Consider the following 21,683-nt stretch of genomic DNA (forward strand, 5'->3'; position numbering starts at 1 on the left):
ACATCCCCGGGAGTCACAGTGTCACAGCCTCGTAGCATGTCCCCGCCCCGCCGTCTGGTCCCGCTCCGCAGTTTGTTCGCTCCCAGCAGCCTGTTCCACCCGCGCAGTTTGTTCCACCCGCGCGGCCGGACCGTTGTGGTTGCCGTCGTGTTCGGGTTACTGGTGACGGGATGTCAGGGCGATGCATCGCCGCCGGGCCCCACTGCGGGGGAGACCTCCGCCTCGGCTCCGGAACCCACAAGCCCGTCGCACACACAGACGACTGCACCGTCTGAACCCGCCGCGCCCGAACCGACCGCAGCGTCGTCAGACGGTCCAGCCGCCAACATCCCGGTGCCCGAGAAACCCGCCCTCGCCGACGAGAACTCGGTAGAAGGCCTGGAGGCGTTCACCGAGTACTGGTTCGAACTCTTTAGCTACGGGTACATCACCAACGACTGGGCTGAGTTCGATGCGGTGACTGATCCAGCGTGTGCAAGCTGCTCAAATATCAAGCAGGTAGTCCAGGGAATTTACGAGCAAGGACGATGGCTGAGCGGCGGGGAGTTTGAAGTGCTCAACTTCGCTAGCGAGTTTGAGCAGAACACTTCTGGATCATTTCAGTCCTTCGTCGAAAACCGCCAGGCTGACATCACCTATTTCGAATCGGATGGATCGGAGATACGAACCGATCCGTCTCCGACGCCGGTGATTGATGTGATGTTTGCCGACTACTCAGATGGGGCTTGGAAAATTCTGGACTATGGCAAGCCGGAAGGAACCTGACATGAACTCTCGGAGCAACGCAGGGCGGTTCCTAGTTTCCTTGGGCTTAGTGGCCGTTTTCTCATTTGTCTTTGATCCAGCCGCAGCTGAGGAGCCACCGCCACCGTCCGCACATGCAGCTGGCAACACAGTTCAGGTGACCAATTATTCTGGGTCTGCCGAAGGCGGTTCTGGTGGTTCAGGGCAACGGGAAGCCGCCGGAGCTACCAACGCTTACCTTCCAACCGATGACGGGATCGATTACATCTACGAGCGGGTCTGCACAGCCGGCGCTCAAGACTTCATGGATCCCGGATATTGTGTGCAGCTGAACGCCCAGTGTGATGCGCAGGCCGACGGGATGTTGGTGCAGTGGATTGAGGTCAACCGGAACACAAGTCCACCCACTGAGACGGCGACGGGACGGAGCGGGTGCCTTTACCCGGGACAACCACCGGTGGCACCGACTGCCGAAACCCTCGGGGAAGCACCGATCATCATCACGTTGACTGAGTTCGAGAGTCAGCCGATTCTGGCTGCGGGTGTCTTTTCTCAGCCAGACCAGTTTGGGTTGCGGAACGCCCACAGCAACCTTTACGCCGTCGCCAATGACCAGGAATTCACTTTCGAGTTCCAGAACGCCCAGATCGAACTGCGTGCCTGGCCGGTCTCCTATGAATGGTCCTACGGTGACGGCACAAGCCTGACCACCTCCAACCCCGGAAGCGCCGTCCCAGGCGACGGGTTTGATACCGAAACCCCCACGAGTCATCTGTATACGGAAACTGGCGACTACTTCGTCCAGCTGGACACGTTGTTCGCCGGGGACTACTCGGTTGATGGCGGGCCGTGGTTACCGGTGGCAGGCCTCGCCCGGGTCTCGTCGGAACCGCACCTGATGAGTATCTGGCGCAGTGAGCGGCACAGTGTCGCGGATAACTGCCTAGAGAACCCCGCCGGGGTTGGCTGCTGACACGCTCGCAGAGTAGCTGTGGGACCCGCCGCGATCTTAAGGTGTGCACTTGTGGTGGGTAGGCTCCACCATTCGTTCACTTGTGGTGGGTGCCTGCGACCTGCACCCGCCACAACTGCACAAGCAACGCGGGGTAAATTCACGCACCCGCCACAACTGCACAAGTGCCCGGCGCGTAATCGGGAGGACCCGCCACAACTGCACAAGCAGCGGGGGGCAAATTCATGCACCCGCCACAACTGCACAAGCACCCGGCCCGTATTCGGGAGTGCCCTCCACAACTGCACCAAGCGCCCCAAATAAAAGTCACCCGGCCGTCAAGGAAGTACGAGCAGGATGCATGCTGCACTAATAGTGCAGTATCATGCACTTATGGATGCAAGTACCACCGCTCTCGCAGCGGCAATCGGGGCACGGGTCAAGCAGGAGCGGCAATCCCGCTCCCTGACACTCGAGCAGTTGGCCGAGGCCGCCGGAGTGAGCCGACGAATGCTGATCAATGTTGAACAGGGCGCAGTAAACCCCAGTGTCGGGACGCTGTTGCGGATCAGCGACGCCCTGGGGGTCGGACTTCCGGCCCTGGTGGAGTCGCCTGCGCCCAAACCCGTCACCGTCACCAGGAATGGCGAGGGAGCCGCGCTCTGGACGTCGGAGGCCGGCGGACGCGGCATCCTCGTAGCGGGCACCGAATCACCTGACGTCGTGGAACTCTGGGAATGGTTCATGGTGCCCGGCGATCACCATCCAAGCGAGCCCCACTCTGAGGGGACCAAGGAATTGCTCCAGGTGCTGGAAGGGTCGCTCACGGTCGTGGTGGATGACCAGCCAATCGTGCTCGGGCCGGGAGACGCACTGTCCTTCCCCGGGAATGTTGACCACTCCTACCGGAACGACACAGCCGAACCCACCCGATTCACCATGGCCGTCTTTGAGCCTGGCGTCGGGCTGGGGCATTCAATCGGAGGCAAGCAATGAGTGAACAGGGCACGCTGCAGCACCTGGTCGAGTCCGCCCGGGTGGATCCCGAGGTATTCGCCCTGCGCCCGGACTACCGGGCCGTACTCATCGCCGTCGATGGTCTGGTGCCGGGCCCCAGCGACGACGTCAGCGAAGCACTCCTGCAAAAGGCCGAAGCGTTCGCGGTCCAGCTCCTCGCCGCCGGACCGGTGGAGGAGGTGCCGCACGTGGCAGCGTGGCGCGATGCCTACCGGGCCTTCGGCGCCAAACCGCAGCGCACCAGGAACAGTCTTGAGGCACTGGTGCGCCGGGCCGCAACCGGATTGCCCCGGGTAAACCGTCTGACCGACATGTACAACGCGATCTCGGTCCTGCACCAGATCCCCCTGGGCGGAGAGGACCTGGCCGGCTACGTTGGCGCCCCACGGCTGATCCGCGCCAACGGCACCGAACCATTCGATACCGCAACCAGCGGAGAAGCGACTGTGGAACACCCGGAACCGGGCGAAGTGGTGTGGTGCGACGACGCCGGAGTCACCTGCCGGCGCTGGAACTGGCGCCAGGGACGGCGAACACAGCTCCATGACCACACCACCAGTGCGCTGTTTATCCTCGACGCGCTGGCTCCACTCTCGGACGAGGCGCTCGGCCAAGCCACCGCCGACCTGTGCACCCACCTGGAACGGCTCGGCCCCGATGTGCAGGTGGCCAGGCGTCTCATGGAGACCCCCCGGGAACAGCCATGACCAGAACACTTCCGATCCCGCCGTGGGGGCTGGCGGTCACCGCGATGCTGTCCGTCCAGCTCGGCTCCGCCCTGTCGGTCGAGATGATCGGAGCCGTTGGACCCGCGGGAACTGCCTGGCTGCGCCTGAGTATGGGAGCGATCATCCTGATCCTCCTGGTCCGCCCGCCGCTGCGCACGATCCGGCGGCAGGACGTCCCCACCATCCTCGGCCTCGGCCTTGCAACGGGTGTCATGACGGTCGGGTTCCTCGCAGCGCTGGAGCACATCGACCTGGGAACCGCCGTAGCGATCGAGTTCCTTGGACCGCTGACCGTCGCAGCGATCCGCAGCCACCGGCGAAGCGCCCTGCTATGGCCAGCGCTCGCCCTACTCGGTGTGGTCCTGATGACCCAACCGTGGCGGGGAGAGTTCGATCCCACCGGGGTCGGGTTCGCAGCCATGGCCGCCGTCGGGTGGGCGGTCTACATTCTGCTGACACAGCGCATCGGCGACCGCTTTACCGGGATCGGCTCCCTGTCACTGACCGTGCCGATTGCGGCACTCGCGGCGGCAACCATCGGCATCCCCCAGGCCGTCGGGCAGATCACCCCAAGCATCCTCATTGCGGCGTTGGGGCTTGCGGTGCTGCTGCCGGTGCTGCCCTTCGCCCTGGAAATGCTCGCCCTGCGCCGAATGACCCCGACGGCTTTCGGAACCCTGATGGCGCTCGAGCCGGCGTTTGGGGTGTTGCTGGGGCTGATCATTCTTCAACAGCAGCTAGGGGTCCTGCAGATCATCGGGATTGCCCTGGTGGTGATCGCCGGAGCCGCCGCGCAACGGGGAGGCCGGCGCGACAACTCCTCTGCCACCCCACGGGCCGAAACGCTCCACGTTCCCGGGTGACTGAACCGCAGGTCTACCTGGGCAAAAGCCTCGCTAGACTTCCGCGCCGTTGTCGTCGAAGTCGCGGGTTTTGGGGAGCCGGAAAATGAGGAAGGCAACCGAGACCAGGAAGATGGCCAACACTCCCAGCATCATCATGAGCGGTGCTGCACGCCAGAACATGGCGAGGAGCAGCAGGGCGATCGGTCCACCGACGGCACCGAACCAGGCGAGCACCAGAAGCGGTTCGCCCGTGCCCAAAGCCGGTGGCTCCGGCGGGTGATACCCCTCGTCCTCGTCGTCGTCGGATTCCTGCGGGGTGTAGTCGCGGGGACCTGCGGGGGAGCGGCGGGGCTGATTCTCGAACAGAGCGCGCACCCGCTCCTGATCGGACATCCCCACACCCGCGTTACGTTCGGGTGCCGGCGCTGGGGCTTCTTCGCCCGCCCTGTCCGGCGCGCTGGGAGTCTGCTCCAGCCGCGCCACCAAATCCTGCCACACGGCATCGTCGGTGGACTCGTTGGGTTCCTGACCTCGGGATGTCATGCGGTGCTACCTGCCGTCACGTGCTGGATGAATTGCGCTGAGCGTTCAAAAATTGACTGCGCGTCATGGTCCATGGTCGCAACATGATAGCTGTTCTCCAAACGGACAATCTCCAGTTCAGCACTCCCGATCCGCTGTTGCAATACCTCGATGCTGCTCTCCGGTACCACCGGGTCCACTGATGAACGAAAAACCAGCGTCGGAGCGGTAACGCTGGGCAGTTGCGCCACCGTCTCCCGGAACAGTTTGGAGAGCTGAACGACGGCGGCGACGGGGGTCCGCGCGTAGGCGCCCTCGTCGAGACCTTCCTTCTTGATGTTGTTGGCGATCGCCGGCACCGACCGCATCACGTACTTCAGCAGTCCCGCGTAGCGCGCCCGCGGATCGGCGATGGTCAGGCCCGGATTGACGACGACGACGCCAGCCACCGGCTGCAATGCTGCCAGCCGCAGGGCGAGGGTTCCACCCATTGAAAGTCCAGCGGCGACAACCACGTCGGTCGATTCTTCCAGTTCCCGGTAGCTGGCCTCATAACTGGCGTACCAGTGCTGCCACGGAGTGCGGGCCAGCTCCTGCCAGGTGGTTCCGTGCCCGGCAAGCAGCGGCAGCCTCACCGCATACCCCTGGTCCGCAAGATACCGCGCCCATTCCAACAGGCTGACCGGGGATCCGGTGAAGCCGTGGCTCATCACTACCCCAATGCGGGAGGCCTCCCCAAAACCATCGTTGGAGAAGGCGACCGGGCCGGCACTGGATGTCATAGCCCCATCGTGCCACCTGCTGTCGATGCCTTACCAGCGGAGGCGCCCCTTAGAGTAGTCTCTCAAGGAAAAGCGCGATCATCAGTGGGGGATTCCCGTGTGGTCCCGTCCGGGTCTAGGAAGGCTGTCAGCGTGTTTTATTGGTTCATGAAGCGGATCATTGTGGGTCCGATTCTGGGTCTGCTCTTCCGCCCGTGGGTAAAGGGAATGGACAATGTCCCCGCAGAGGGCCCAGCAGTGCTGGTCAGCAACCACCTCTCCTTCTCCGACTCCATATTTCTGCCGATCGCGGTGCCGCGCCCGGTGATCTTCCTGGCCAAGTCCGAGTACTTCACGGGCAAGGGTATTAAGGGCAAACTCACCGCGATGTTCTTCCGTCTCTCGAACCAGCTCCCGATGGACCGTTCGGGCGGTGCTGCTTCGTCGTCCTCGCTGAGCGCCGGGGAAGCGGTGCTCAACGGCGGCGGCATCCTGGGGATTTACCCCGAGGGAACGCGCAGCCCGGATGGACGTCTGTACCGCGGGAAGACAGGCGTTGCCAAGCTGGTTCTGGCCACGGGTGTGCCGGTGATCCCGGTGGCGATGATCGGCACCGACAAGGTGCAGCCCATCGGCAGGCGCATCCCCAACATTCGCCGGATCGGCATCATCGTCGGTGAACCCCTGGACTTCTCCCGGTATAAGGGACTCGCGGAGGACCGCTTTGTTCAGCGGTCAGTCACCGACGAGATCATGTACGAACTCATGAGGCTCTCCGGCCAGGAGTACGTGGACGTGTACGCGAGCAGTGTCAAGGAAAAGCTGGCGGCCGCGAAGGCCACAGAAAAGAAGTCCGCTGACAAGAAAGTCTCCGACAAGAAGGCGTCAGAGACAAAAGCTACCGATACGACGTCGACCGATCACGAACCCACCGGGCCCAAGGTGGACGTCGACGCCGGGAAGGGTGGAACCGGGAAGGACGCGGCTGACGCGTTGGTGACCGACAAGGCCTCGGTCCGCGACAAGCTCACCAGCATCAAGCTCCCATCCTGGCTGACCCGCAACCGGTAGTAATGGCCGGCACAATATGACAGCGCCGCCCGGCTGCGTGACGGCCCTGGCCACTACGGGTTGCCTGAACCATTACGCTTAACTGGTGACTGATATCCTTGCACCCACCGATTCCACCGTTTCCTCAGCCGGGCAGAGCAGCCAGCAGGCCGATTCCATGCTCGATCACTGGCGCGAGCTGCCGATTTCGCAGCAGCCCACTTGGCAGGACAGCAGCGTGTATTCGGCCTCCGTCAAGGAGCTCTCCACCCTTCCACCGCTGGTCTTCGCCGGTGAAGTCGACGTGCTGCGCAGCCGCCTGGCCGCCGCCGCGCAGGGGAAGGCGTTTTTGCTCCAGGGCGGCGACTGCGCCGAGACCTTCGAAGGCGCGACCGCAGACCGGATTAGCGCCCGCGTCCGGACTATCCTCCAGATGGCAGTGGTACTGACCTACGGCGCATCACTTCCCGTCATCAAGATGGGCCGGATGGCCGGACAGTTCGCCAAGCCCCGCTCATCGAACGACGAGACCCGTGAAGGCGTGACCCTCCCCGCCTACCGCGGCGACATGGTCAACGGCTACGACTTCACCCCAGAATCGCGGGGCCATGACGCCTCCCGCATGGTCAAGGCGTACCACACGTCGGCTTCGACCCTGAACCTGATTCGTGCCTTCACGCAGGGCGGTTTCGCCGACCTGCGCCTGGTGCACCACTGGAACAAGGGATTCACCGCCAACCCCGCGCACTCGCGCTACGAGTCGCTGGCCCGTGAGATCGACCGCGCCGTCCGCTTCATGGACGCATGCGGCACCGACTTCGAGGCGCTGAAGCGGGTGGAGTTTTTCGCCAGCCATGAGGCCCTGCTGCTCGACTACGAGCGGGCTCTGACCCGGACCGACTCCCGTACGGGCCTGCCGTACGACACCTCGGCCCACTTCCTGTGGATTGGTGAGCGCACCCGCGACATCGACAGCGCGCACATCGACTTCCTCTCCCGGGTCCGGAACCCGATTGGCGTCAAGCTCGGCCCCGGCACATCCCCGGACGATGCGCTGGCCCTGATCGACAAGCTTGACCCCAACCGCGAACCGGGCCGCCTGACCTTCATCACCCGCATGGGTGCCGGGAACATCCGCGAGAAGCTACCCAAGCTGGTCCAGAAGGTCACCGACTCCGGCGCCCAGGTGCTGTGGGTTTCCGACCCCATGCACGGGAACACCGTCACGTCGCCGAACGGCTACAAGACCCGCAACTTCGACGACGTCATGGACGAGGTTCGCGGCTTCTTCGAGGTTCACAACTCGCTGGGGACCTTCCCGGGTGGCCTGCACGTCGAAATGACCGGCGACGACGTCGCCGAGTGCCTGGGTGGCGCCGATCCAGTGGACCAGGAAGCCTTCCTGGAACGCTACGAATCGGTCTGCGATCCCCGTCTGAACCACATGCAGTCCCTTGAGATGGCATTCCTGGTTGCCGGAGCACTCTCCAAGCGCTAGCAGCACATAACAAAGGCGAAGCGGAAACGCTTCGCCTTTGTTGTGTCCCGAAGTATTTCTGGGGCGCACCCCGGTGGTTCGGGAATGAGAGACGGCTACGTGACTGTGATGGTGACCGTCGACCCCTCGGGCTGTTCACCGGTCAGGTCCTGGCCCGCTACCAGCCCCAGCACGGAACTGCCGAAGGTGTAGTCAACGACGACGACGAAACCGGCCGCCTCAAGCTCGGCCACTGCCGCTTCCTCCCGCTGGGAGAACACGTTGGGCACTTCCACGAGGCGCGGGCCGAGGGACAACGTCAGGGTGACGGTCTCGCCACGGGTGAGCTGCCCGCCTGATGGGCTTTGTCCGACGACGGCTCCCTCGGGGATGTCCCGGCTGTTCTCGCCGTCGGGTGCGACGGCGGCGACCAGCCCAGCGGCCTCGATCGCTTCAACAGCTTCGGCCCTGGACAGGCCGGACACCACCGGGACGTCGATGGGCTCCGGGCCCTGCGACACCACCAGGTTGACCGCTGTCCCGCGCGGTGACTGCTCGCCAGCGGCGGGCGTCTGGCTGATGACCAGCCCGTCTGCGACATCGGCACTGAACTCCCGGGTGATCTCGCCGACCGCCAGCTCGGTTCCGCCGAGTTGTTCAGTCGCCGACGCCTCGCTGCGGTTGACCACGTTGGGGACAGCGAACAATTCGGGACCCTTGGAGACAAACAGTTCGACTGACTCGTAGCGGCGAAGCTGTGTCTGCGCCGCCGGCTCGCTGCGGATCACCAGGCCGGACTCCACCTCGTCATGGAACTCCTCCTCCGAGCGGGGGGAGTCAAGGCCACTCTCTGCCAGCAGCAGTTCCGCCTGCGCCACCGAGCGGTTGACGACGTCGGGCATGGTGGCCAGGGCGCCGGGACCGACGCCGAAGAACCAGCCGACCCCTGCCGCCAAGCCTGCAAGGAGGAGCAACAGGACAATCCAGAGTGCGTTGCGGCGGCCCCGGTGTCCCGGATGCAGGGATTTTTCGGGGCGCTGGGCCGCCTTTGCCTGCTGCTTCTGATAGACCTTGAAGTCCCGCGCTGCTGCCTTGTCGCGGGTCTTCGAATCCGGCTCCTGCCGCGGAGCGGACTGAGGTTCCGGTGCCGTCCGGAACGCGCGGGTGTGCTGGACGTCGTTGGCGATCACCGACGTCCTGAACTGGTCAGCCCCGATCACCTCTGTTGGTCTCGGGCCGCCACGTCCGCCGATCACCTCGGTGGCGCCGCTGCCGGCGAGGGAATCGATCACTTCGGTCCCGCCGGGCACTGCACCGGTCGCCGCTGTGGGGGCGTCGTCTCTACCCTCGTCATCGTCGGGAAGTTCGAAGTCCAGCTGCTCGTCGGTCAGGGTGGTCCGGATGTGCCTGAGTTCGCCGAGGAGGGCGTTGCCATCGATGGGCCGATCCTCTGGGTCGACCGATGTGCACCACTGGACCAGCTCGTCGATGTCCGCCGCGAGCCCGGGCACCAGGGTTGAGGGGGCTGGCACTGTGGAATTGGCGTGCTGCAGCGCCACCCGGATGGGAACATCGCCGGTGTAGGGCTGCTTTCCGGTGAGGAGTTCGAACAGCATGATGCCAGCCGAGTAGATGTCGCTGCGGGCGTCAGCACCTCCGCCGGTGACCAGCTCGGGGGACAGGTAGGCGACCGTGCCGATCAGGGTGCCGGTGTTGGTGGTGGTGGAGACCGCGCGGGCGAGGCCGAAGTCGGCGATCTTGATCCGGCCGTTGCTGGCAAGCAGGACGTTCTCGGGTTTCACATCGCGGTGGACCAGCCCGACGTCGTGAGCCGCGCCCAGGCCTTCAACCACGGGATCCATCATGGCCAGAGCGATCCGGGGGGTCAGTCGCCCCTTCTCCCGCAGCAGGTCCCGAAGCGTTTTGCCTGGCACATATTCCATCACCAGGTAGGCGAGTGACCGCTCAGCGGAGTCCTCGACTCCCTGGTCCAGGACGCCCACCACATGGGGGTGGGATAGCCGTGCCGCTGACTTCGCCTCGCGTTCAAACCGGTCCAGGAAGCTGGCGTCCTCGGCGAGGTGGGGGTACAGAATTTTCAAGGCCACGTCGCGGTCAAGGCGCTGGTCGGTGGCACGGTAAACGGTCGACATGCCGCCCCGCGCAAGGCGCGACAGCACGAGATACCGCCCGTCCACCACCGAGCCCACCAGCGGGTCGTTCTGCCGTTCATGCACCCTTCGATCCTAAGTGCAGACATGGAACGGGGTGGAATCGACACCCGATTCCACCCCGATTCACCGGTCGTCCCTCGGGGGAGTTACCGCAGGTTCGCCTGGTGTGACTTGATTGCAGCGACGTAGCTCTTCGTGTCGCTGAACATACCGTGGGTGCTCACCGAGTACTGCCCCTGGTAGTAGGACGCAATGGCATCCTCCAGGTTGGGGCTGGTCCGGATCAGGGATTTCAGGATCGCAACGCCGGCGGTTGCGTTGTCGTGAGGGTCCAGCAGGTTCAGCTTTCGTCCTACGAGGTCCGATGCCCATTCGCCTGACATGGGGATGACCTGCATGGCTCCGATGGCGTTGGCCGGGGAAACGGCACGCTGGTTGAATCCCGACTCCTGGTAGGACACGGCAAGTGCGAGGCTCGGATCCACGCCCATCGAGCGGGCGGTGTCAGCAACGATGGTCTTCATTGCCTCATTACTGGGAACCGGGAGGGAATTCAGCAGGTGCTTGTTCCGGTTTGCCTCCGACACCACGTGCTGGGGGTAGGTGTAGTGCAGGAATGTGGACGGCACCAGGTCGGCCGGGGGCGCGGTCTCCGCTGCAGGTGCAGTGGTGGGTGCGGCTGGGCCGGGGATGGTCAGCTTCTTCCCGGGGTGGATCATGGTTGTCGCGCTGAGCTTGTTGGCCTTCAGGAGTGCGCTGAGGCTCACGTTGTGCTTTGCGGCGATGGCGCCAAGGGTGTCACCGCCCTTGATGGTGTAGGACCCGGTGGACGCAGGTGCAGCTGGCTTGGGTGCCGCCGGAGCGATCTCGGTTGAAGCCACCGAGACCTCGGCTGAGCCGCCAAGCTTGAGCTTCTGGCCGGGGTAGATCACCGACGTCATCGACAGCGAATTGGCCTTCAGGACCGTACTGAGGCTGACGCCGTGCGTGGCCGCGATGGCGCTGAGTGTGTCACCGGCCCGGACCGTATATCCGGCCGCTGCGCTCGGCTGCGCAGCCTCAGCGGGCTTCGCCGCAGGCTTGCTGGCTGGTGCACCGCTGAGCTTGATCTTCTGACCCGGGTGGATCAGCGAGCTTGCGTTGAGGCCGTTCGCAGTGAGGACCGAACTGGTGTCCACCCCGTGCTTGAGCGCAATGCCGCTGATGGTGTCGCCAGCCTTGACCGTGTAGGTCTTTGGGGCACTCTGGGCGGGTGCCACAAAGCTGGGAATCCGGGCGGCAACGTTCCCGGTGGCGGACGTCAGGCCCGCCGGGACAATTACCGCAGGGGCAAGGCGTGGTGCCTGTTGGGCATTGACCGTCACCGGCGCGGCGCTGGCTGGCTGGGCCAGGGCGACGGCGGAGAACAGCATGGCGGGGATCGCGGCGGTGGATACCGCAATGTTGAAGCGGCTGGGAAGGCGGGTGCCCCGGGCACGTGCCTGGGATCCGAACAGCGGCGATGACGGGCGCTGGGCAGTCATGGTCTAATCCTCAATCTATGGTCAACGGAACGGGCCGCGCCGATGGCCGAAACAGGCCCGATCGACCAGGGTCGTCGGGTCCTCAATCAAAATCATCTGATGGTGCGCGAGAGTAAAAAGTGACTGGTGTTACTGGTGTGACTCATGAGAATCTACACCAAAAGTTGCCTAGCACAATAGTCCTGGGTCACACCTTTACAGCCCCGTCGGCGTGTCGATAGCAGAAGTGGAGCGGAGGCCTCACATCTGGCACCCTTAGGGGGTGAATGAACTCGAAGAACTTGTGCCCGCATGGTTGAACCTGCCGGAGGTGGCACTCGAACTGGATGTGCCCATCACCAAGGTCCATGGCCTCCTCGACGAGAAGTCGCTGATTGCCCTCCGCAGCAAGGAACGCAACGTCCGAAGCGTTCCCGCAGAATTCATCTTCGAGGGCGCGGTGGTGGACAGCCTCAAGGGGACTATCATCGTGCTCGCCGATTCAGGCTTCAGCGATGAGGACATTGTCCGGTGGTTGTTTACCCCTGACGAGTCGTTGCCGGGCCGCCCCATCGACGCCCTCCGTGAAGGCCGGAAGACCGAGATCCGGCGCCGTGCGCAGGCTGCCGCCTGGTAGATCGGCGAGCAGCAGCTAGCCCCTAGTAGGCGTTAGCAGTAGGTGCTAGCTGTAGGCAGTAGTAGTCAAACAAACCTGGTGGCGGCGGTCAGGCCGACCGGCTGACCGCTGCGGTTGCCAAACCCGAAAGGGCTGAGCGGCAGAGAGTGTCCAGCTCGAGCTGGTCTAGGGCGGCGGTCGACGCATCCCACCGCTCGGCGATCAGGGACTCGACCGCCTGCAGGGCTCCTGAGGTGGAGATCGCGTCCCGTAGCCGGCTGACGCCGTCGTCGTCCAGATCGGCGCGGCCCAGGGTGGAATTGATCAGTTGACGGTCGGCGGGACTGCCGTCCTTGAGCGCCTGGGCGATCAGGAGGGTACGTTTGCCCTCGCGGAGGTCATCGCCGGCAGGCTTGCCCGTAACCAGCGGGTCTCCGAACACGCCAAGCACATCGTCCCTGAGCTGAAATGCCTCGCCGAGCGGCAGCGAGAAGGCCGAATACCCTCTGAGCTGGGCGGGGCTGGCACCTGCGAGGGCGCCGCCGAGGCCCAGCGGATGCTCGATCGAATACTTCGCCGATTTGAAGCGGACAATCTGCCGAGCCCGCTCGGCGGCCTCGGACGGTGTCCGGTCAGGCCCTGCTGCTTCCTCCAGTAGATCAAGGTACTGACCCGCCATGACCTCCGTGCGCATCCGGTTGAAGATTGCCCGGGCCTCAGTTCCCGAACCGGCGCTCGCCCCGATGGCTGAAAACTGCTCCTCACTGAACGACAGGCACATGTCGCCAGTCAATATCGCTGCTGACACCCCAAACCGGTCGGGACTCAGATGCCACCGGTTGCCCTCATGGAGGGTTCCGAACTGGCGGTGGACGCTCGGTGACCCGCGCCTGGTGTCGGAGCGGTCGATCACGTCGTCGTGAATCAGCGCCGCCGCCTGGAACAGTTCAAGTGCAACGCCGGCTAGAACAGGTTCGGGGGTCCCTGCTGCACCGCCAGCGCCCCGGAAACCCCAGTAACAGAGCAGCGCCCGCAGTCGCTTGCCACCCGCCGTCAGCCGGGTGATCGCCGCGGCTGGCTCAAGGGCATCCTCGGCAATCGAGGCAAGGATTTCCCGCTGGCGGGCAAGGAAGTTGTCCAGGCCAGCGGTCACACCGGCGCGGTAGGCGGTCTGTTCCGAGGTGACCAGCTGCTCAACCGAGCCTTCTTCGACAAGTGGATTCGTGGCGGTCATGGGCTCTCCTCTGGGTGCGGGCAAGAGTCCGCGCCAGTGCGCAGCGCGCATTTCCCTGGCCGGGGCAATCTTTGGGCTCACTCCATCCTAGTGACTGGCTACGATTGGACAGTGATTGTTGGGCCCAGGGCGAAGCTACAGGATGCTGAGTGCACCATCCTCCATGTGGACATGGATGCGTTCTATGTAGCAGTGGAGTTGCTGGACCGGCCGGACCTGGTCGGTGTGCCGGTGATTGTGGGTTCCCCCAGTGGTCGGTCGGTGGTGCTCTCAGCGTCCTATGAAGCGCGGCGGTTTGGGGTCCGATCGGCCATGCCGATGTCTGCAGCGATGCGGTTGTGCCCGCAGGGCGTCATCCTCGAACCCCACCACGACAAATACGCTGCGGTATCCAGTGCGGTGATGGCCATCTTCGGCACCATCACCCCCTTTGTCGAGCAGCTCAGCGTCGATGAAGCCTTCCTTGATATTGCCGGGTCGATGCGCCGGCTGGGTGGACCGCGTGATATCGGCGAACTGATCAGGACCAGGATCAAAAGCGAGCTGGGGATCACCGCCAGTGTGGGGGCGGCAACAACCAAGTTTGTCGCCAAGATCGCGTCAACCAGATCCAAGCCCAATGGTTTGCTCGTGATCCGCGGAGAGGAGACGGTCGCCTACCTGCACACCCTTCCGGTGTCAGCGCTCTGGGGGGTCGGCGCGAAAACCCAGGAAGTGCTGGCGCGCCTGGGGATCCGGACGGTGGAAGATCTTGCCCAGACCCCCGTGTCCTCGCTGCGCAAGTTGCTCGGTGTGACCGGCCAGCACGTCCACGATCTGGCCTGGGGCAGGGACCCCCGGACCGTCACGGTCACCCGCCAAGAGAAGACCATCGGCGCCGAGGAGACTTTCGCCGATGATGTCAGCGACGATCCCACGCTGCATACCGAGATACTCCGGCTGTCCCATCGCACGGCGGCCAGGCTGCGCGCTGCCCACCTGCAGTGCGGTGGCGTGGCCATCAAGCTGCGCTACGCCGATTTCTCCACCCTGACCAGGACCAAACGGCTAAGCGAGCCGACCGACAGCGCCAATGCCATCTACGTTGCCTCGCTGTCCCTGCTTGCCGCCCTCGGTGAGCGTCCGATGAGCGTTCGCCTGGTCGGCGTGCGCGCTGACCAGCTGGAACCGTCATCCGGGTTGGGTCACCAACTGACCATCGACCGCCGCGACGAAAACTGGCGGTTGGCGGAGTCGGCGCTCGACGAGGTGAACCGGAAGTTCGGAAAGGCTGCAATCCAACCGGCACAGCTCTTTGGCCGGCCCCGCGATTCTTCCCCTTAAGGCATCCGGCGGACCCCGTGACAGAGCGGCCAACCGGTCCGCGCAGCCGGTGGCTTTCCCTTGTGGGCATTGCGATCTATCCTTAGAGCAAAGGTCAATTTTAGCCATCTGTATCGGTTGAATCTGGGCCCGGACACAGGTGTTCCTGTGGCAGGGAACTCGATGTATTCGGTACTCGTTGGTTGGGGTGAGGGACCAGAGTTAATTAACCGTATGGAGGCAGTGATGGCACTCTCGGAACACGAACAGAGGCTGCTTGATCAGCTGGAGCAGCAGTTGCACGCCGACGATCCGAAGTTCGCCAGTTCAATGGCATCGAGCACACCGCGATCAATGTCGACGCGCAGAATTGTGATTGGCGCGCTGATGGCTGTTGCAGGGATCCTGATCCTGCTGCTGGGCGTCGCCAACCAGATTATTCTGGTGGGCGTGGCAGGGTTCCTGGTGATGGGCGCGGGCGTTTACTTCGCCACGACCCGGTCCAAGGAAAGCGAAGCGGCTCCTATGCCTCGAGGGACCACTAAGGCGGCACCCGTCAATCGAAGCGGTGGCTTCCTGAGCACCCTCGAAGAGAAATGGGACGAGCGGAAACGCGAACAGCCCTGATCTCCGAGGTAGGGGTGCCGTAAAGCCCTCCACTTTCATCCACCGCTGTCCCAAAGACCGCACCCAGCATCTCCGATAGACCCGCCACGGTGGGTCTATCGGTGTTTAACCGGGCCGCCTCGACCTCCGGGCTCATATTCACCCCTCAGGGAGGGGTCTAACTGGTCCCGCGTGCGGGATTTCCCTCCACTTCCCACCACCGCAGAAGATCCGCTCAAACACAGGAAACTGCCAGGAAAATTACCGCCACAGAGGGTCAAAATGGATTGACGGGGGAGGGATGTGGAGTAAAGTGGTGGTTATAAGAGTGTAGTGGTGCCGCGAGGTGCTTTCCGGATCGGATGGGCGGTGGCAGATGTTCCTTGGAACTCATCTGCCACGCCTCGATGAGAAGGGTCGGTTGATCCTCCCAGCGAAATTTCGTGATGAACTTTCAGACGGGCTGGTGTTGACCAGGGGCCAGGAACGGTGCATCTACGTTTTTAGTCAGTCCGAGTTTGAACAGCTTCACGAGCAGATGCGGTCAGCGCCACTGTCATCACGGCAGTCACGTGATTACGCCAGGGTTTTCCTGTCCGGTGCGTCAGATGAGGTTCCGGACAAGCAGGGGCGCATCACCATTCCGCAGGCGCTCCGCACCTACGCCGGTCTGGGGCGGGAACTGGCAGTGATTGGTGCGGGTAGCCGGGCCGAGATCTGGGACGCGACGGCATGGGAGAACTACCTGGCGGAGAAGGAGAACACGTTCTCCGAGACCGACGAGGAAGCGCTACCCGGGTTCTTCTAGAACCGAGCAGGACCAGCACCACCGAAGTACACAGCAGGACAGCAGGATGGTTTCTTGAACGAGATCTCCAGCCGCCCGGCGCACGTTCCACCTGGATCACCTTCCCCGGAGCCAGGCGGGCACAGCGCCTGGTCGGATGGGGATCTGGTCCAAGAAACCCGCAGTGACAACAAACCAATACGCAAGACCGAGGAAGGAGCGAACGGATGAGCGACGATCGCCCTACCGGTGACCGACACGTCCCGGTATTGCGTGAACGTTGCATCTCGCTCCTCGAACCAGCCGTTAACGCCGCCGTCGCTGCTGGCCGCACCCCGGTAGTTGTCGACGCCACCCTGGGTATGGGCGGACATTCCGAACTAATGCTTGAGCGGTTCCCGCAGGCACACCTGGTCGGCATCGACCGCGACCTGCAGGCCATCGCCCTCGCGGGTGAGCGGCTCGCCTCCTTCGCCGGCCGAACCGACCTGGTGCACGCGGTCTATGACGAACTTCCCGACGTTCTGGACGACCTGGGCATTGACGCCGTTGACGGCGTGCTGTTCGACCTCGGTGTGTCCTCCCTCCAGCTCGACGAGCGGGACCGCGGGTTCGCGTACTCCTACGATGCCCCGCTGGATATGCGGATGGATACCAGCACCGGTCAGACCGCCGCCGACGTCGTCAACGCGTACCCCGAAGCTGAGCTGCTCCGAATCATCAGGGCCTGGGGCGAGGAGAAGTTCGCCGGGCGGATCGCCTCGGCGATCGTTTCTGCACGGCGTCAGGCGCCCTTCACCTCGACCGGGCAACTGGTGGAGGCCATCCGCGCGGTGGTCCCCGCCGGGGCAGCCCGGACCGGTGGCCACCCCGCCAAGCGAACCTTCCAGGCGCTGCGGATCGAGGTGAACGAGGAACTGACGGTGCTGACCCGCGCGGTTCCCGCCGCCATCGACGCACTGAACGTCGGCGGTCGAGTGGTGGCCATGTCGTACCACTCGCTGGAAGACAAAATCGTGAAGACCGCGTTCACCGCAGGAACCCGATCCTCCGCTCCAGTGGGTTTCCCGGTGGAGCTCGAGGAGCACAAGCCGTACCTCAAATCTCTGACTCGCGGAACTGAAGCTCCCACCGAGCTGGAAATCGAAGAAAACCCACGAGCCGCATCGGCGAAGCTGCGGGCCGTTGAACGCATCAAAAATGACTCTCGTAACACCAAAGACAGGAATGCATCATGAGCCAGCAACTCGCTGAATCCTACGCGCCGCTGGCTACCCCTCGGCTGGGTGGTGCATCGTCCCAGCAGGTCAGGACACCGCTGTCGCTGGTCCCGGCTGGCCCGGCCCGACGCCGCATCCCCTTTGCGGTGTTCAGCATGCTCGCCCTGGTCGGAGCCCTGGTCACGGTGCTGATGCTCAACATCTCGGTATCGAGCAGCCAGTACGAGCTCGTCGAGCTGCGGAACCAGCAGATCGCGCTGGCCCAGGAAAACCAGGCCCTTACCCAGCAGATGGAAGATCAACAGGCCCCGCAGAACCTTGCCGCGGAGGCCCGGGAACTCGGCATGGTTGCCTCCCCGGGATTCGGTGCGATTGATGTAGATTCAATGAAAATTGCCGGTACCCCAGAAGCTGCGACGAAGGGTGGTGAGCCGTTGGCGCTGATCGCTGCACCAGATGTGTCCACCAGCAGCAACGCCGCCGCCGGGGCACCAGCCGCTGACAGTTCGGCCGAGGATGAGCCAACAGCTCCCGCCGCTGATGAGTCTGAAGTAGCGGAAGCCGAGGAGCCGGTCGTTCAGTCCGAGCAGCCACAGGCGATCGAACTCAACGGCGGGTCGATCCCAGCGCCTCAGCAGGGCACCGGCGGGTAACGCACAGCTCACCGATCACCAGCAAGACACCGAAGGAAATTGAAGTGGCTACAGCAACCGAGCACGACAAATTCCGGGTGGCTCTCGGCACGAAGCGGCTACGGGTTGGGCTGGCCTTCGTCCTGATCCTGTTGCTGGTACTCGGCGTCCGGCTGTTCCAGGTGCAGGCACTTGATTTAGGTGGTATGGCCCAGGCTGGGCTGAACAAGCGGCTGGAATCCTTCCCGGTGCAGCCCGTGCGTGGCGACATCCTCGATAGCAAGGGAAACTACCTGGCCCGCAGCGTTGAACGCTTCGATATCGTCGTCGACCAGACCCTCGCCGAGGGTGATACCTTCGCACGGATCAACGCCGATGGTGACCGTGAAGAGGTCACCATGGACGAAGGTTTGGCCGAGCTGTCGGAGATCCTCGGGCAGGACGCGGCAGATCTGGAAGCAGCAATCATCGGGGACAAGAAATTTGGCTATGTTGCCCGGTCGGTCACGCCCGAGGTGAAGAACGAAGCCCTGGCCGTACGTATGCCCGGCGTTTATGCTGACGCGATTAGCCTCCGCACCTACCCATCGGGGCCGGTCGCCGGGTCCATCGTCGGATTTGTCGGAGAAGAAAACGAAGGGCTCGAACTCACCCAGAATGACATCCTGACGGGGGAGCCGGGCAGCCGCACCTTCGAGATCGGTGGCGACGGGATCCGCATCCCGTATGCGACCAACGAGGATGTTCCCGCCAAGGACGGCCAGTCGGTGAAGCTGACCATCGACCAGGACCTGCAGTGGTTCGCCCAGCAGACCATCGCCTCCCAGGTGGAGGAATACAACGCCCAGTGGGGCAACATCGTCGTCGTGGAGGCGGATACCGGCGGGATCGTCGCCATGGCCGAGTCGACCACCATGGACCCCAACAATCCGGGCGCCACCGAACCCGAGTTCCGCAAACCCCTCTCGGTCACGTCCTCCTTCGAACCCGGCTCCACTACAAAGCTGATCACCATGGCCGCGGCCCTTGAGGAGGGGATCATCGAACCCACCAGCGAATTCCTCCTCCCCAACACCTACACCGTTGACAACCAGACCTTCAAGGATGCCTTCGAGCACGGCGAGGAGCGCCGGACAGCCGCAGGCATTTTCGCCAAGTCCATGAACACTGGCACGGTGATGATCGGTGAGCAACTCACCAAGCAGGAGCGTTACGACTGGCTGACCAAGTTCGGGATCGGCCAGCCCCTCGACGTCGGGCTGAACGGGGAAACCAGCGGAATCCTCGCCCAGCCGGAAGACTGGGACGACCGCCAGCAGTACACGGTGTTGTTCGGCCAGGGCCTCGCCCAGACCGCCCTCCATACCGCAATGGTTTACCAGACCATCGCGAACGACGGCGTCCGGCTGAAGCCGCGCCTGATCGACTCTTACATCGACCCCGATGGTACCGAGCACAAGGTCCCGCAGGACGAGGGAGTCGAAGTGGTCTCCACCGAGACCTCGGCGCAGCTCCAGAAGATGCTTGAAACCGTCACCGTGGATGGATCGGGCGCCTCCGGGGCTCTGGACCAGTACCGTGTAGGTTCCAAAACTGGTACCGCTGAGGCCCCCAGCGCCTCGGGTGGCTACGACGGCTTCACCCTCACCTACGCCGGTATGGCACCCATGGAAGACCCCGAATACGTCGTGGTGATCACCCTGCAGCGCCCGCAGGGGGATCTGTACTATCTGATCCCGGGGGAGTCCTTCCAGAAGGTCATGGAACAGGTGCTGAACGCGAGGAACGTCGCGCCGTCCACGGGCGAGCCCGAGACCTACCCCATCGAGTACTAGCCCGGAGCAACACACGTGCCAACAATTGAAGAACCCGCCGCGCAACCCAATGAAGCAGCGCAGCCCGATGCAGGGATGCGTCCCGCCGAGGTGACCCCGGTCCCGCTGGCCGCTGCGTTCAGCCGTCTACCCGCCGGGTTGCCAGCCGTCCACGGCGACAGCGGTGCCGTTCCGGTTTCGGTCACCGGGGTGTCGATCGACTCCCGGCTGGTCCGCCCCGGCGACCTTTACATCGCCCTGCCCGGAACCGGCAGGCACGGAGCCGCCTTCACGGAACGGGCCCTGCACGCGGGAGCCGTGGCGGTACTCACCGACGAAGCTGGCCTCGCCGCAGCCTCGGGCGTTGCTGGCAGCACCCCGGTGTTCCGGTCCGAGAACCTGAGGGCACTGGTAGGCCCCCTTTCGGCGATCATCTTCAACAGCCAGCCCACCGAGGCTCCCCGCCCCACCCTGTTCGGCGTCACTGGCACCAACGGCAAAACCACCACCACCTACTTCATCAACGCGCTGCTCGAGGGTCTGGGCCAGTCCACCGGGTTGATGGGCACCATCGAGATCCACGCCGGTGGACAACCCATCGCCAGCGCGCTCACCACTCCGGAGTCGCCCCAGGTGCATGGCATCCTCGGACTGATGCGCGAGCGGGGAATCCACACCGCCGCGATGGAGGTGTCCTCCCACGCGATCGAGTACCGCCGGGTTGACGGCGTGCGCTTCGACGTCGCCGGTTTCACCAACCTCACCCAGGACCACCTCGACCTGCACGGCACCATGGACGAGTACTTCGCGGTCAAGGCTGCCCTGTTCCAGACCGAGCGGTCACGCCGCGCCGTGGTCATTGTCGACGACGCGTGGGGCCGGAAACTCGTCGAGGAAGCCAGCAGCGACGTCGTCACGCTCAGCACCGACCCGGGCGCGGGGCTGACCCAGGACGCGGACTGGACGGTTGGTGACGTGACACGCCACGGGCTCGGCCACCGGTTCACCCTGCGAGGGCCGGCGGGGGAGCGGTTGTTCCTTCATTCAGGCCTGCCCGGAACCTTCAACATCTCCAATGCAGCCCTCGCCACCGTGATGGTGCTCGCCTCCGGAGTGGACCCCGACGAGGTGCAGCGGTCAGCCGACCGCTCCGACCCCTTCTCGGCTGCCGTACCGGGGCGGATGCAGCTGATCGGGGACAGCCCGGCAGCGATCGTCGACTTCGCCCACAACCCTGATGCGCTGGCACGCACCCTGGAATCGGTCCGCCCACCCGCTGCGGGCGCCCGGCTGATCGTCGCCTTCGGTGCCACCGGCCAGCGGGACCAAACCAAGCGGCCCATCATGGGAGCCACCGCAGCCCGGCTCGCCGACGTCGTGATCGTCACCGATGACGACCCCCACGACGAGGACGAGGCCGAGATCAGGCAGGGCGTCCTGGCCGGTGCACAGCAGGCACGCGACGCCGAGAACCTGGCCTGCGAGATCCTTGAGGTTTACCCCCGCGCCGAGGCGATTGACCGTGCCGTGGCGCTGGCGGGACCTGCCGACACAGTGCTGATCGCGGGCCGCGGCCACGAGGTGTGGCAGGAGGTCAAGGGAGTGAACCTGCCCCTCGACGACCGGGTGGAATTGGCCCGGGCGTTGACACGCCATGGATTCTCTGTCCATCCCAGCCACAGGATAGAATCCTAGACCGT

At 64.1% G+C, this 21,683-nt stretch carries 20 protein-coding genes; 15 read left to right on the top strand and 5 right to left on the bottom strand.

Going from position 1 to position 21,683, the window contains the following annotated elements; genetic code table 11:
• Positions 1–36 precede the first annotated feature (36 nt).
• The 5 genes from HMI58_RS09530 to HMI58_RS09550 all read left to right on the top strand — a co-directional run bounded on the left by HMI58_RS09530 (position 37) and on the right by HMI58_RS09550 (position 4,304).
• Positions 37–765 carry a DUF6318 family protein gene (locus tag HMI58_RS09530; protein WP_171619307.1) on the top strand — a complete coding sequence of 243 codons (729 nt, stop codon included), beginning with the start codon at positions 37–39 and terminating at the stop codon, positions 763–765.
• Between the two features lie 136 nt (positions 766–901).
• Positions 902–1,717 (top strand): PKD domain-containing protein, encoded by an 816-nt coding sequence (locus tag HMI58_RS09535; RefSeq protein WP_171619309.1) that lies wholly within the window; start codon positions 902–904, stop codon positions 1,715–1,717.
• A gap of 372 nt (positions 1,718–2,089) precedes the next feature.
• Positions 2,090–2,692: an XRE family transcriptional regulator gene (locus HMI58_RS09540; protein WP_171619311.1), complete on the top strand. Its 603-nt coding sequence runs from the start codon at positions 2,090–2,092 to the stop codon at positions 2,690–2,692.
• On the top strand, positions 2,689–3,420 hold the full coding sequence (locus HMI58_RS09545; protein ID WP_171619313.1) for a phenylalanine--tRNA ligase beta subunit-related protein: 732 nt from the start codon (positions 2,689–2,691) through the stop codon (positions 3,418–3,420). The genes HMI58_RS09540 and HMI58_RS09545 overlap by 4 nt, the downstream gene beginning before the upstream one ends.
• Positions 3,417–4,304: an EamA family transporter gene (locus HMI58_RS09550; RefSeq protein ID WP_225668009.1), complete on the top strand. Its 888-nt coding sequence runs from the start codon at positions 3,417–3,419 to the stop codon at positions 4,302–4,304. Before HMI58_RS09545 ends, HMI58_RS09550 begins: the two co-directional genes overlap by 4 nt.
• A 33-nt stretch (positions 4,305–4,337) precedes the next feature.
• Here the strand turns inward: HMI58_RS09550 and HMI58_RS09555 are convergent, their stop codons facing one another.
• Together HMI58_RS09555 and HMI58_RS09560 are read right to left on the bottom strand one after the other, a co-directional pair.
• The gene (locus HMI58_RS09555) at positions 4,338–4,829 is read right to left on the bottom strand and encodes a hypothetical protein (RefSeq protein ID WP_171619315.1); all 492 of its coding nucleotides are present in this window, start codon (positions 4,827–4,829) and stop codon (positions 4,338–4,340) included.
• The gene (locus HMI58_RS09560) at positions 4,826–5,590 is read right to left on the bottom strand and encodes an alpha/beta fold hydrolase (RefSeq protein ID WP_171585418.1); all 765 of its coding nucleotides are present in this window, start codon (positions 5,588–5,590) and stop codon (positions 4,826–4,828) included. Before HMI58_RS09560 ends, HMI58_RS09555 begins: the two co-directional genes overlap by 4 nt.
• 132 nt (positions 5,591–5,722) lie before the next feature.
• Here HMI58_RS09560 and HMI58_RS09565 point away from each other — a divergent pair, with 132 nt between their 5' ends.
• Complete coding sequence (locus HMI58_RS09565; protein WP_318779179.1) at positions 5,723–6,640, top strand: lysophospholipid acyltransferase family protein; 918 nt, start codon at positions 5,723–5,725, stop codon at positions 6,638–6,640.
• Positions 6,641–6,722: 82 nt separating this feature from the next.
• A complete protein-coding gene (locus HMI58_RS09570; protein WP_171619362.1) occupies positions 6,723–8,117 on the top strand; it encodes a 3-deoxy-7-phosphoheptulonate synthase class II in 1,395 nt (464 codons plus the stop codon).
• A gap of 95 nt (positions 8,118–8,212) precedes the next feature.
• Here HMI58_RS09570 and HMI58_RS09575 read toward each other — a convergent pair whose 3' ends face one another.
• Together HMI58_RS09575 and HMI58_RS09580 are read right to left on the bottom strand one after the other, a co-directional pair.
• Entirely contained in the window at positions 8,213–10,333 is a 2,121-nt protein-coding gene (locus tag HMI58_RS09575) for a PASTA domain-containing protein (RefSeq protein ID WP_171619317.1), read from the bottom strand.
• Positions 10,334–10,416: 83 nt separating this feature from the next.
• Positions 10,417–11,793 (bottom strand): lytic transglycosylase domain-containing protein, encoded by a 1,377-nt coding sequence (locus HMI58_RS09580; RefSeq protein WP_171619319.1) that lies wholly within the window; start codon positions 11,791–11,793, stop codon positions 10,417–10,419.
• A 262-nt stretch (positions 11,794–12,055) separates the two neighbouring features.
• On the opposite strand from HMI58_RS09580, the gene HMI58_RS09585 reads away from it, so the two are divergent.
• A complete protein-coding gene (locus tag HMI58_RS09585) occupies positions 12,056–12,409 on the top strand; it encodes an Rv2175c family DNA-binding protein (protein WP_171585415.1) in 354 nt (117 codons plus the stop codon).
• Positions 12,410–12,497: 88 nt separating this feature from the next.
• Here the strand turns inward: HMI58_RS09585 and HMI58_RS09590 are convergent, their stop codons facing one another.
• Positions 12,498–13,622 carry a polyprenyl synthetase family protein gene (locus HMI58_RS09590; protein WP_171619321.1) on the bottom strand — a complete coding sequence of 375 codons (1,125 nt, stop codon included), beginning with the start codon at positions 13,620–13,622 and terminating at the stop codon, positions 12,498–12,500.
• A gap of 111 nt (positions 13,623–13,733) precedes the next feature.
• Between HMI58_RS09590 and dinB the strand changes: the two genes are divergently transcribed.
• The 7 genes from dinB (at position 13,734) to HMI58_RS09625 (ending at position 21,678) form a co-directional block, all read left to right on the top strand.
• The gene (dinB, locus tag HMI58_RS09595) at positions 13,734–14,945 is read left to right on the top strand and encodes a DNA polymerase IV (RefSeq protein WP_318779178.1); all 1,212 of its coding nucleotides are present in this window, start codon (positions 13,734–13,736) and stop codon (positions 14,943–14,945) included.
• A 225-nt stretch (positions 14,946–15,170) separates the two neighbouring features.
• Positions 15,171–15,551, top strand: coding sequence for a DUF3040 domain-containing protein (locus HMI58_RS09600; protein WP_171585413.1), 381 nt, complete (start codon positions 15,171–15,173; stop codon positions 15,549–15,551).
• Positions 15,552–15,906: 355 nt separating this feature from the next.
• Positions 15,907–16,338 carry a division/cell wall cluster transcriptional repressor MraZ gene (mraZ, locus tag HMI58_RS09605; protein ID WP_171585412.1) on the top strand — a complete coding sequence of 144 codons (432 nt, stop codon included), beginning with the start codon at positions 15,907–15,909 and terminating at the stop codon, positions 16,336–16,338.
• Between the two features lie 206 nt (positions 16,339–16,544).
• Positions 16,545–17,555, top strand: a complete 1,011-nt coding sequence (rsmH, locus tag HMI58_RS09610) for a 16S rRNA (cytosine(1402)-N(4))-methyltransferase RsmH (protein WP_171619323.1) — start codon at positions 16,545–16,547, stop codon at positions 17,553–17,555.
• A complete protein-coding gene (locus tag HMI58_RS09615) occupies positions 17,552–18,190 on the top strand; it encodes a hypothetical protein (protein ID WP_171619325.1) in 639 nt (212 codons plus the stop codon). The genes rsmH and HMI58_RS09615 overlap by 4 nt, the downstream gene beginning before the upstream one ends.
• A 44-nt stretch (positions 18,191–18,234) precedes the next feature.
• Positions 18,235–20,004, top strand: coding sequence for a penicillin-binding protein 2 (locus HMI58_RS09620; protein ID WP_171619327.1), 1,770 nt, complete (start codon positions 18,235–18,237; stop codon positions 20,002–20,004).
• Between the two features lie 75 nt (positions 20,005–20,079).
• The gene (locus HMI58_RS09625; protein WP_171619366.1) at positions 20,080–21,678 is read left to right on the top strand and encodes a UDP-N-acetylmuramoyl-L-alanyl-D-glutamate--2,6-diaminopimelate ligase; all 1,599 of its coding nucleotides are present in this window, start codon (positions 20,080–20,082) and stop codon (positions 21,676–21,678) included.
• Positions 21,679–21,683: the final 5 nt, after the last annotated feature.

The sequence above is a fragment of the Arthrobacter sp. 147(2020) genome, from assembly GCF_013116715.1.
Taxonomy (GTDB): Bacteria; Actinomycetota; Actinomycetes; order Actinomycetales; family Micrococcaceae; genus Arthrobacter_D.